Annotated in this window: 4 protein-coding genes; all 4 read right to left on the reverse strand. The window is 36.1% G+C overall.

Annotation, left to right across the window (positions count from 1 at the left end):
• Positions 1-25: 25 nt before the first annotated feature.
• The 4 genes from V3851_RS08120 to moaA all read right to left on the reverse strand — a co-directional run bounded on the left by V3851_RS08120 (position 26) and on the right by moaA (position 13,747).
• Positions 26-5,959 (reverse strand): amino acid adenylation domain-containing protein, encoded by a 5,934-nt coding sequence (locus V3851_RS08120; protein WP_331846023.1) that lies wholly within the window; start codon positions 5,957-5,959, stop codon positions 26-28.
• A 67-nt stretch (positions 5,960-6,026) separates the two neighbouring features.
• Positions 6,027-7,145, reverse strand: a complete 1,119-nt coding sequence (locus V3851_RS08125; RefSeq protein WP_331846024.1) for a radical SAM/SPASM domain-containing protein — start codon at positions 7,143-7,145, stop codon at positions 6,027-6,029.
• A gap of 228 nt (positions 7,146-7,373) precedes the next feature.
• Positions 7,374-12,524 (reverse strand): amino acid adenylation domain-containing protein, encoded by a 5,151-nt coding sequence (locus tag V3851_RS08130; RefSeq protein ID WP_331846025.1) that lies wholly within the window; start codon positions 12,522-12,524, stop codon positions 7,374-7,376.
• A 209-nt stretch (positions 12,525-12,733) separates the two neighbouring features.
• Complete coding sequence (gene moaA / locus V3851_RS08135; protein ID WP_414859282.1) at positions 12,734-13,747, reverse strand: GTP 3',8-cyclase MoaA; 1,014 nt, start codon at positions 13,745-13,747, stop codon at positions 12,734-12,736.
• Positions 13,748-13,783 lie beyond the last annotated feature (36 nt).

Here is a 13,783-nt window from a genome sequence, read left to right on the forward strand (position 1 = left end):
CCTCCGTCATATCATACTGTTAAACTTAAAAATCAAAATCTGCCGTTTCAAGATCATCCGCAACTGATTCATTTTTCATAAAAGAATCCAATTTTAATTCATTAACTTTGACCTCTGGATGATCTATGATCTGCTCAATTATACAAATGTAATGATTGTGCAAATCATTTACAAAAGCGCGATCATACACGAATTCATTGTATTCGTATCTCACCTGAAGTCGATTATCGTTAGGAATAAACACAACATTTAGGTCATAACTTGTAAGTCCCAACGATGTAATATTTGTAAACTTAATTCCCGCTTCCCCTTTAAGAAAGATATGATTGTCAAAAGGATAATTTTCCAACACAACAATGTGGTCTATTAAATTCTGCTTCAATTTAGAACTGTTTTGAATTTCAGTTAAAGGATAATAACTGAATTCATCTCTATTTATAGTATCGTTTTGAATCTGAGTTAATACTTGAACAAACTGTTCATTACTGTTACACGTAACTCTCACGGGTACCGTATTTATGAATAGACCTACCATATTATTCACGCTTGGCACCTCTGGAAATCTACCCGATACTACGGTTCCAAAAGTCACATCCTCAGTATTATTGTATCTTTGCAGCATTATTCCCCATGTCGTATTTAAAATTGTGTTAAGCGTTATTTTGTTACTTGCTGCAAATGAGTTTAATTTTTCCGTTAAATTGCTATTTATATATCCTGAGTAATGACTTTCTTTATACCTGTTTTGCCCCTTTGATTTCCCGAATCTGGACAATATATTTTCATACTCATATTTATCCAGATATTCCTTCCAGAACGAATTAGCCTCCACTTTGTTCCGATTATCCAGCCACTTAATGTAGTTGCCATAAGACGGAGCTGAGGGGAGATTTAATTGCTTTTGATTTTTTAGAGATTCATATGTTTGATATAATTCATTAAGTACAATTCCGCAGCTCCATCCATCCATAATTATATGATGATAGCAAAATACGATTTTACAAACGCTTGGAGCGGTCTGCAGAATCGATATTCTGAACAACTGGTCTTTAGATAAATCAAAGCCTCGTTCTCTGTCATTCTTTATGAATTCTTCAATGTAATTGATTTGCTCATGCTCGTGTAAGCTAAGGAGTCTTTCTTTGTGGATATGACTTTTAGATTGCGTAAGAACGACTTGCTGGGGGGCGCTCAATCCCTCATATACAAAACGAGTCCTTAAGCTTTCATGTCTTTCAGTAATTTTATTAAGACTCATTTCGAGTAAAGCGAGATCCACATCCCCGACCAAATCAAAAGTGATTTGCTCACAGTAAATATCTTTTCTATTGCTAAGCATCGTATGATACATGATTCCTTCTTGCATTGGAGATAAACTGTAAATCTTTGAAACATTATCTTTGAAATTTCCGATTAATGTATCAAATTCATCAATATCTAAACCAGTGCATCCCAAATCATAAGCGGTTAATTCCATATGCTTTTTATTTATACAGTGTTGTTTTATTTCTTCTAAGCTGCCAATAAAATAATCAATTAACTTTTTCAACTGGATTGGATCAATCGCTTCCTTATTGTAGCTAAAGGTAAAGGTTAATTTTTTATCAATAATCATTCCGTAAATCTCTAAATCGTATACACGCTCTGATGCAGGACTTACAGACAGTCCAGCATTTATATTTGATGTATCTAACCAGTCGCAAGGAGCAGTAAGAGTAAATTCTCCTAAATAGTTAAAAGAAATCGTATCCGTGTTGCTCACGGTAATAATTTCTCTTTCTCCGTTTTCCGAATCGCCCGAATATTTCAATACATTATAAGAAAATCCGTGATTAGGTACATTTCTTAAATTTTCTTTTACACTTTTGATAATATAGGACAGATGCTTATTCATATTTATATCTAGTAAAACAGGATAGATTGAAGTAAACCATCCAATAGTTCTTGTCACATTTACATGATCGGATACCTCTTCCCTACCATGTCCCTCCATATTAATTTTGAATTTTCCATCTGAATTTATCCATTTTGCCAGTGCAATTCCAAGCGCCGCTAATAATAGGTCTTCAGAATTGGTGCGATACGCTTTATTCGCATTTTTTACAAAATCAAATGTATCTTTTTCAGATAATTCCACCTCTATTGTATCCGAATTATAGGATTTATTATCCTTATTAGAACGATCCATTGGTAATCGATTAGTTTCGACGGACTCAATTTTTTGCCAATAACTCAAATCTTTCATACAACTTTTTCTTACATTATTATCATTGATTGTTTCAACCCACTTCTTGTAAGAGTCGGTTTTACTGTCCAAATAAAAAGGTGTATTACTGGAGACTTTTTGATAACCGTTAATAAAATCTTCTATAATAATGCGCCAAGATATGCCGTCCACTAATAGATGATGAATAACGATTAACAGTCTATCGCCATAAGCGGTTTTAAATAATCCAAGTTGAATAGCCGGCCCCTTTTCGATATCAACCATGCCTTGTATTTTATCCGTCTCTTTTTTCATTGCATCCTCAAGGTCAGACGACTGTGTTAGATCTATGACTTTAAAATTGTAATATTCTGTTCCTACTTCTCCATATGCCTGAATATATTTACCGTTTCTTCTTGAAAATTTAATTCTTAAAGTATCATGATGTTCGATAATTTTATTGAAAACTTTAATGATTGTCTCTTTCTCCAGCTTTGTTTTACTGTTTAGGATCACAAACTGATTCCAATGATTCATATTTTCAAAATCTTTTTCAAAAAACCACTTTTGTATTGGCGATAATTGAAATTCTCCTGAAATCATTTGCGCTGGTTCAGTATTGTCTTTTACTACGATAAAATCGTATAAATCTTCTATCGCAGGATGCCGTAATATATCCTTGACTTGCACCGACAATTGATGATTATTTAGCCACGAAGCTATTTGAATAGCTTTAATGGAATCTCCTCCAAGATCAAAAAAATCATCTCTGATCCCAACTTTATTAATCCCCAGAATTTCCTGAAAGGCTAAACAAAGCTTCTCTTCGATTTCGTTTCTGGGTTCAATATACTTATGAGCTGCAGGAAATGCATTATCGGGTTCCGGAAGCGCTTTGGTATTCATCTTTCCATTTAAGCCTATCGGTAATTTTTCCATTTTCACGAAATATGAAGGGATCATATACCCAGGCAGTACATTTTTTAATTGCTTTTTGATATGCAACAAGTCTATATCAGCATCAGTTGCATAATATGCACACAGATAGTTATCTCCACTGTCCTTCTCTCTTACAAGGACTACGGCTTCCCGTATGCCTTCAATTTGTAAAATATGTGTACGAATTTCTTCTAATTCAATTCTAAAACCACGGATTTTCACCTGATTATCTTTGCGGCCAAAATATTCAATATTCCCATCCGGCAGCCAGCGAACCAAGTCTCCGCTTTTATACATTTTATATCCGGGCAGGTAAGGATTCTCTATAAACTTTTCCGACGTTAATCCAGGATTATTGAAATATCCTCTTGCCAAACAATGTCCGGATATAAATAATTCACCTTTAACACCTACAGGTACAAGATTAAGATGTTTATCCAGTACAAGTAACTTAACATTATCAATTGGCTTACCAATCGGGACTTTATCCAGATCATGATCAGAGAAGCATTCATAATAGGTTACATCAATCGTCGCCTCTGTAGGGCCGTATAAATTGACTAGTTTAATATCATATTTCTTATATAGGAGTTCATTAAATAGATTCACATGCTGCATGAGTAATGCTTCGCCACTGGAAAACACATACCTTAAACTTTTTACTTTCTCACCATCTAGATCATGTCTTACATATTCCAAGAAAGTACCCAACATTGAGGGTACAAAATGCATCATGGTCACTCGATATTTATAAACGGCCTCAATAATCTCTTTGGGTTCCTTTTCGGCTTCGGGTTTAAGCATACAAACACTCGCCCCGTAAAAGGACCACCAAAAAAGTTCCCAGACAGATACATCGAATGTATAAGTTGTTTTTTGCAATATGACGTCCCGTTCACCGATAGGACATTTTCTCTGTCTAAATTTAATATAATTAATGACCGTGTAGTGTTCTACCATCACGCCCTTAGGTTTACCTGTAGAACCCGAAGTATATAAAATATAAGCTAAACTATTTCCGTTGGAATCTGTCTCCAGATTACTCGCATCGCCCAAATAATTTGCCTCGTCTGATAGATCCATGAAATCTATTCCGCTATGATCAAAATATGGAGTTCCGATGTCCGCCAACAGAACTTGGGCTCCGCTGTCCTTAAGTATGTAATCAATTCTTTCAGCGGGGTAATCTTTACTTAATGGTAAATATGCTCCACCTGATTTTAAAATAGCCATAAGACCAATCATCATCTCGAATGATCTGTCCGTCATGATGCATACAACGCTGCCTTCTTTTATTCCCAGTTGTCTCAGCCTTCTTGCCAATTGATTCGCTTTATTATTCAACTCGTTATAGGTTAATTTTGCGTCATTATATAATACGGCAACTTTATTTGGCGTTGTTTGGACTTGTTTTTCAAATAATTTATGTAGTGTTTCGTCATTAGATAATTCTGCTTTTGTATCGTTAAATGTGAATAGTATTTTATTCTTTTCATCGTTGGACAATAGATCTATGGATGATATTCTCGTTAATGAATTTTCTAGCATCTGTTTGATAATATTTACCAAATGATTCATCAATGCATTTACAATTTCGCGTTCAAATACTTCTCCTCGATACATTAACGTAATTTCAATAGAATGAATTAGCGTTACCATTAGTGTTAAATCGAAGCCGTTATTTTCATCGATTCGAAAAGACTCTGCCGTCAAAATATTATTTTGCAATTTATTTATATCTAACGGATAATTTTCCACCACAACAATGGAGTCGAACAGATTGTCCGTCATGCGGGAGTGATGCTTAATTTTTACTAAAGGTGTATGTTCATACTGTTCTCTTTCCAATAACATATTGCTAACATTTTGAAATAGATTTTCTATTGTATCATCGTCTTTGGCCATTATTCTTAAAGGAATAGTATTAATAAATAAACCAACCATATTATCAATTCCTTTAAGAGCAACATTTCTCCCGGAAACGGTTGTACCAAAAACAACATCATCCGTATCATTGTATTTTTGCAATAAAATTCCCCAAGCGCTAAAAAATAAAGTAGCTAAAGATATTTTGTGAGTTTTTAAATACGCATGGATTAGGTTGGTCTCTTCTTCGGTAAAGGTGTATTTCACATGATTTACTGAAATCGATGAATTGGCTGTACCTTTAATTTTGGGCAAAGAGGTCTTTTCCGAAAAACCGTTAAAATATTGTTCCCAATATTTATCCGACTTTTCTTTATCACACTGCTCAATTTGTTTAATAAAAGACTTATACTTGTTCTTATGAGTCGTTGTCAGAGGCTGGCCGTGGTAAAGCTGGCAATAAGAATCGATAAATTCATTAAGTATAATGCTGTTGCTCCACCCATCGTATAATATATGATGGTTTGTTATGATCATTTCATATTTATCCATGGACGTTTTGCATAGTCGAATCACTATAGGTTTAAACCTGATATCAATTGCATTTTTAGCTCTTGTTTTAATTTGCTCTATAAGTATTTGTCTGTTAACAGCTTCTTCATCGGAAACATTAGTATACTCAAAATCCATTTCCGTATGTTTTAGAACGATTTGGACCGGTTTTTGAATTCCTTCCCATCTAAATATAGTCCGCAACACTTCATTATTATTAAAAACATGTTTCCATGCTTCGTGAAATTTATTAACATCCAAAGCCCCATGAATCGTTACGGAGAACTGTATTATATTTGTATGTTCACTTGTCTCATTGATAAATTGAAAAACCATACCTTCTTGCAAAGGACTCAACGCAAAAATGTCTTCAACATTATTCTTATCGATTCTCATAGAACCAACCCATACTTTCAACCTTCTCTATTGTTTGTTTTCATTTTCCTTCTTCGGAATTTAAACTTTATTTCACTGTTTCTTTTACTCCGTACAATTTCTTCATTTCTTCGTCCAATTTTGAATTTGCAATAATACAATATGGATCTTCCGCAAAAAGTGAACCTTTACAATAATAAGCCTTGGATCTGCAACCACCAAAACATTCTTTCATGTATTCACAACTAGCACATGGCTCTGTTATATATTTCTCTAGGTATCTGGTTTCCTTAAAAGGGGGAGCATTAAGAATTTCTTTTAAAGATTTATCCTTAAGACTGGCTACTGGAGGAATTTCGGGACATAATGAAACTTCTTGTGTTGCGGTGATGTGGCAGCCGGATTGAAAAATATTGCAGCTGTGACCAGGAATTGATGTGTATGGGGAGTCCCATTTAATATTGAATTCATCGCTGTCTATCTTCATTAGATTGTTGAGCAATTGATAAACCTGTTCTTCACTGATTGCAAGACTATCTGTAGCATTCCCGACTACGGTTGCTCTCTCAAAATCAGGGAATATAAAATTATCTCTTAAATATCTCCAAATTTCAGGAATTTCATGATAATTCGTAGTACAGATACAAGGAGCAGCTCCTAATCTAGTAACATTATTTTCAGTGCGTTTATTAAAGCCCGTATTCATTAATATCTCTAATGCCGATCTTATTTTAGTAAATGTTCCCTTCCCCGTTAATATATTTTGGGTTTCTTCAAAACCATCAAATTTAACGATGACACTGGCATTTAAATCGTATAATTTCTTCGCCAGGCTCTCTGTCATTAGCAAACCATTGGTGAAAATGACCGGGATAACATTTTTGGAATGCATATATTCTACTAAAGGAATAAAATCGGGATACATCGTAGGTTCTCCGCCGCCCAAGTAGACGATTGACTTTAGACCCAATTCGCATGCTTGATCTATAATTCCTTTAACATCTTCTAAAGACATCGGTTCCATCTTTACCTTACTATCTGAGTATGAGTAGCAATAAGCACAGCGTAAGTTGCAGTTATAGTTGGTGTCTAATCTCAGGCATAACAGCTTTCCATTATTTCTAGCTTCCAGCGATTCTTCCGTCGAATAACTATACCCTGCCAATTTGTAAGTTTGCTTCATTGCATTCTTATTGTTTATTACCATAAAAAATCTCCTTTTTAATATTATCTCATACAAATACCTGGTTCCTTACATTTCTTCGAACACCTTTATTTTCCATGGAATATTATCTCATATTTGCTTTCGCCCTAATGTACAATTTATCACTCAAAATAATCCCAATATATTAGCTCATTTAGTCCAACAAAAAGAGACTTCCGCTCCATAGCTTTCAGCTACTTCAGCAAAAGTCTCTATAATTTGTATAGCATTTTAATTAAAAAGTTTATCCAAATCCTCAAAGCTAAGGTTAATCGTATCAAAATCTGACGGAGTAAACTGTTTACTTGTTTCATATTTAAAATAATTCATAAGGCTCATCAGTTGAGCAGTGTACGTGTCAGCTAATCTGTGGATGGTTTCCTGCCGATACATCTCCTTACTGAATTCAATTCTTATTATTAAACTGTTGTCTTTGATATAACTATTTATGTCGATAAGCGAACTCAACTTATTGAGAGGGTCGCTAACCAAGCTCATGTCTAAATCTATGATTTCATCCGGTCTTAACATGGAATTATAATTACCTAAGAAGTTAAATCGGATATATTTTCTGCTGTTATGTTTTATTTTTTGATTTAAGTACCTTAGAACTTGGTAATTAAATCCCTTATTGGGAACTGCTTTTATCTGTTCCTTTAAATACCGAAGATTTGAATCCAGATCAGCCGAATTCACTTTAAAATGAATGGGGTAAATGGTAGTAAACCAGCCGATCGTTCTTGAAATATCAAGCTCTTCCCCAATTTCCTCCCTTCCGTGTCCTTCATTTTCAATGACGATATCCTCCGACCGATAAATTTCATAAACAGAAAGTACAAGTCCAATCAGTAATATTTCATTTAAGTCCACATTTAATTTTTCCTTGGCTTCTTTAGCAAGGTCAGTTATTTCCATTGCGTCCAGGTGAATACATTCACATTCAACAGTTGAATAGGTTGCTTGATCAGATATTGAATCCGGGTGATACCCCATATTCGTATCTTCAATAGCATTCCAATAATCTATTTCATATGACAAATCCTTCTTCTCACTGTATTCGATTAATTCATTTGCCCAATGTTGATAGGATGTACGGTGGATTTTCTTGTCAATCACGCCTTGATTTTGCATGGCATACAGAAAATCCTCTACAAGAATTCTCCATGAAATACCGTCTATAATTAAGTGGTGCGCCACAAAAAGAAGTCCCCAGGTATTTGTATCTGTATGTATGACGCATTTTTGAAACATGGAATTACTCATATCAATTTCTTTTGATAATTTCATTCCGATTCTGTTTACCATCTCTTTCTGTTCATGAATAGCATAATCGGATAAGTCATATTCTTCTATTGGTTTATCATAAGTATTTACATTTTCATAATAAAATTCGCCTGACTTCGTATCATATTTTAGTCTAAGCGTATCTTCATAGGAAATTAGCGAATGAATGGATTTATTTACCAAATCATAATTAAAATCCATACTCATCTCAATAAACAAGTGGTGGTTATACCAATTAGGATTATTTAGTTCCTGAGCAAAAAACCATCTCATTATTGGTGTTTTTCTTATAAATCCCTCACAAATATCGTCTGTCGGCGACTTCCGGGATATATACTGCATCTTGTCAGCAATCTCATGGATTGTGGCACTCATTATAATATCCTTAACGGAAATCTCGTAATGTTCTTCTTTGAGTTTCGACGATATCAGAATGGCGCTAATGGAATCCCCCCCAAGATTATAGAAATAATCATTCATGCTGATAGATTCCGCTTCCAATACTTCTTTCATAATATCGACCAATACCTTTTGATGTGGAGTGGATGCTTCCGCAAAAGGGATTTCATTTATTTGCTGTTTCGGCAATAATCTATGATCAACTTTACCGTTTGTGGTTAGTGGGATCTTATCCATAAAAAAGTATCTGCCTGGGATCATATAGTGAGGAAGATATGTTAATAACCAATTTCTAATATCTACAACTTCGGGATTTTTTTCACTAACTAAATATGCGTCTAATGACTGTTTGCCTGAATTATCAGTATTACAAATAACAACAGCATCATCAATGCATTCATATTCTTGTAAACAATTTTCAATTTCACCCAACTCGATTCGATATCCATGCATCTTCATCTGGTTATCATTTCTGCCCAGATATTCTATCCCGCCATTGCTCACATATTTGGCTGTATCAAAGGTCCGATACATTAACTCGCCGGTCACAAACGGATTCGGAATAAAGCTTCTATTCGTTGTGTCTTCCTGATTTAAATATCCTTTGGAGACACCATCGCCACCAATATACATTTCACCCGGAATACCGTCAGGGACAATATTTAGATCTTTATTCAGAATATAAATCTGTACATTATCGGCCGGATAACCGATCGGAACAGAGTATTTATGGTCACAAACCACATCATATTTATGAATCATACAGCCCACTACCGTCTCTGTCGGCCCGTACTCATTATAGATCTCAATTTTACCGCCGAATGCTTCTGTAACATTTTTGGCTGTGCGAACCTTAAGTTCTTCTCCCCCGACGATTAATCTCTTCAGTTTTGTTTCTGTATTATTATCGGATTCAAGTAATTTCAAATGTGATGGGGTAAGCTTCATGACCGTACAACGATTATCCTCAATAATCTTTTTCAGTATGGGCTCCCCGTTTTTATGAGGATAACAGATGATTTTATTGCCTGATATTATTGGGGCAAAGATAGTGGTAATAGTCAAATCAAATGCAATGGAGGTAAATAGAGGCATGCTTTCTTCTGCGTCTTTAAGATAATTTTTAGCGGCCCACCACAAATAATTTACCAAACCGCCTTGCTTGATCAACACACCTTTAGGCTTTCCTGTGGAACCTGAAGTATAAATGATATACACAATATCATTAGAGTTACATTTAACCGTCTGAAACTCTTTTGAATATTTGTCAGTTGCAATTTCTGTTATATTAACAATTTGAGTGTCACAAGATTTATTTGAAATATTCAATTCGTCCGTAAGCAACAAAACACAGTTTGAATCGTCAAGTTCATATCTTACTCTTTCTTCCGGATATTCCGCATCAATCGGAAGATATATTGCTCCTTTTTTTAGCACCGCCAATATACATGCGATCAGGTAAATCGATGGCGATATCATTATGCCTACTACGGAATTCTTCGTAACATTCTTTTCATTAAGAAAGTTTGCTATTTGATTGGAAAGTTCGTCCAATTCTCTGAACGTAATCCTTTCTTTACCACTTTCAACGGCAGCTGCATCCGGAGTCTTTTGAACTTGCTCCTCAAATAATTGAATAGTTGTCTTTTCGCGAGGGTAGTTGCTTTTTGTATTATTAAATTGAATCTGTTTATAATATCTTTCCTCTTCATCTATCAATTGAATATCACGGATGGAGACCGCTGGATTGCTTATTACCTGATTCAACATATTCAGCATGCTGCCATACATAATTTCAATTTCATGCTCATCGTATTCACTAAGTTTATAATCATAACATAATTGAAGATATTCCTGTTTAAATTGCTTAACAATCATTTGCAACGAATATGTCTGTTCCCCGCAATATAATTCATCAATCTCCATCGATAACTCATTATTACTTGTTATAAAATCAAAGTTATAAAAGTTGACACTATTTTTATACAGACTGTTATAGCCATATTGTTCTATCCCACTTTGTTTTACCAATAAATCATAAGGATATTGCTGGTGATATAAACATTTCTTAATTTCCGATTCTACTTGGGCAATTAAATTGCTAAAGCTGGCTGTAGAATCTACTTTTATCGCGCAAACCACAGTATTTGTAAACATGCCAATCGTATTTTTTTGCTGTTTCCCGTTACGGTTATATATAGGCAGGCCAATGGCCAATGATTCACTATTCGTAGTTTTATACATAAATAAGTACATTAAAGTTACGAAAAAAGTGTTTATGGAGATTTTGGATTGGGCGACAAAATCCATTAATTTATTATGTACATTAACAGGGATGACGAACTCTTTCCGCGCACCTTTTAACTCAGAGAAAGTATTATAATAATTTTCTTCACTTATTTCCTTAACCTTCTCCAGCCAATATTGTTCATCTTTATGTAAACGGCTTAACTCATACTTCTCTTCATTTGCCAGCCTTTGATCCAGAGAAACCATCGGGTCCAAACGGATCGTGTCATGATTAAGCAAATTTCCGTACATTTGTAAAATACTTCTCTGCAAGATGCCGATTGACCACCCGTCAAACGCTATATGATGACCTACAAAGAGAATTCCATATTCAAATTGACTTAACTTGTATAAGGAAAGATAGTACAGCTTCTTCCCTTCAAGCGGAATTCCGATAGATATAATACGATTTATCCAATCCAAACAACTTTGTAAAGGTTCCTTCTCCTTACTAAAATCCATAAAATCAAGTGTTTCCTTACTATATTTATCAATATACTGATAGGGTTTCTGGTCTTTTTCGCCGATTCTTAAACGAAGCAAGTCTGTATTTTTCAATAGCAGATTATAGGCCTGATCCAAAGTGCCATAATCAACATGGCCATGAATTTTTACTCTTCCGCCGATGTTATTAATCGCTGAGTCTTTATTGATTTGATCGACATACCAAATTCTTGTTTGCTGCTTGAGTAATTTGTAATATTTAAACTCTTCAGAAACATTAAGAAGCGTGTCATTTATTAAGCCAATTACTTGCTGGAAATTGTTATTAATGAAGAAATGCCCTCCTTCAAATTTATAAAATTCACACTGCTTTCCTAAAATTGTCCGTAAATCCCGACTATAATTCTGAGGTAATATTTCATCATTTCCGTATAATACAGATATTTTACAATCCAGAGCTTCTCTATTTTCTTGGTATGTATAAGTGTTCATAATCCGATAATCATTCCGCAAAATTTCTAAGCAAAAATCCAACAATTCCTCATTTTCCAATATATCTTTATCAAAACCTCCCAGCTTCAACATATAATCCAAAAACTTATCTTTGGGTAACTCATGTATTGGTTCTATCCTTTGAAAGGGTAATCTCATACTTGAGAAGAAAATATGTTTCGGCAATGGCATATTATTCTCTTTGATTTTATAATATAGCTCATATGCCAATACGGCTCCCATACTATGTCCGAAAATTGCATATTCCTGATCAAAAATAGCTTGCTCAATATATGTATTATAAATATCCTCTACCGCATCTTTGAAATCGATATATTTTTCTTCGTTATACCTTCCTCCTTTACCCTTCAATTCAATATTGCACAATTGAATTCTTTCATCATCGATATAGTTTTTCCAGTTATGATAGAGAGCGCTCGAACTCCCGGCATACGGTATACAAAATAAAAGCATAGCATCCACTCCTTTATTCATAGAATGATTGTTATATTTTTATATATTATTTCATTTTTGGTAAATGTCAATTATTCACAACCATTATAATTATGGGATAATAAAAAGAAGGTTCCAGTCCGCAGCGAAGTGCACGGATAAGGAACCTTCTATGGCTCGGGATTCGTTTCCCGGTTTGTTATAAAAACAAGCTAGCCCCGGCTTCCGGGCTAGCCGCCGATGTACGACATCCCGATCTTGCTCCGGTGCTTGGCCGTATACTCCGTCCGCTCGTCGGAATAACGGTCGGTCCGGCCGGTCCATACGGTGCGGATGGCATCCAGCAATTGTTCGTCCGACGCTCCCGAGCGCAGCATATCCCGCAGATCGTATCCGGCAGTGGCGAAAAGACAGGTGTACAGCTTGCCTTCCGAAGAAAGTCTGGCCCGCGTACAGGCGGAGCAGAACGATTCGGACACCGAAGTGATAAAGCCGAGCTTGGCCGAGCTATTGTCGTAACGATAATATTTGGCCACTTCGCCGTAATAAGCGGGCCGCACCGGTTGAAGCTCATATCTTTGCCCAAGGAGAGTCAGCATTTCGGCTTTCGTCGTCACTTTCTCGTAGCTCCAGCCGTTACCGGTGCCGGCATCCATGAATTCGATCATGCGCAGTGTAATATTGCGATCCTTGAAATATTCGGCCATCGGAATGATCTGTGAATCGTTCATCCCTTTCTGGACGACCATATTCACCTTAACTTCGTATCCGATCCTGCAGGCGAGGTCAATGTTCTCCAGAATCCGCTCGGGCTGGATTCCTCTGCCGTTCATCTTCCCGAATATTTCCGGATCAAGCGCGTCGAGACTAATATTAAGCCGTCTCAATCCCGCGGCAAAGAGCTCCTCCGCATGCCGGTGCAGCAGCAGGCCGTTTGTCGTCATGGCGATATCTTCGACTCCGGGCGTCGCGGCAATCCGCTCGACCAGCTTGGCAAGATCGCGTCGCAGCAGCGGCTCCCCGCCGGTTATTCTGATTTTTCTGACCCCCAGGGAAATAAACAGCTCCGCCAGCCGCCCGATTTCTTCGAAAGACAACAGTTGATCCCGCGGCAAAAAAGCATAGTCATCGCCAAAGATCTCCTTCGGCATGCAATAGGTGCAGCGAAAATTGCAGCGGTCCGTCACGGAAATCCGCAAATCGTGCAAGGGTCTATTGAGTTTGTCTTGTACCGGGGTTGTCATGATGTATTCCTCCGCTCTGCTACAGCCGCCGCAACG

This window comes from Paenibacillus haidiansis (assembly GCF_036553665.1).
GTDB lineage: Bacteria > Bacillota > Bacilli > Paenibacillales > Paenibacillaceae > Fontibacillus > Fontibacillus haidiansis.

Coding starts and splice junctions, on each gene's coding strand:
- V3851_RS08130 (WP_331846025.1), bottom strand. CDS start 12,524: ATGCTTTTATTTTGTATACCGTATGCCGGGAGTTCGAGCGCTCTCTAT.
- moaA (WP_414859282.1), bottom strand. CDS start 13,747: ATGACAACCCCGGTACAAGACAAACTCAATAGACCCTTGCACGATTTG.
- V3851_RS08125 (WP_331846024.1), bottom strand. CDS start 7,145: ATGGTAATAAACAATAAGAATGCAATGAAGCAAACTTACAAATTGGCA.
- V3851_RS08120 (WP_331846023.1), bottom strand. CDS start 5,959: ATGAGAATCGATAAGAATAATGTTGAAGACATTTTTGCGTTGAGTCCT.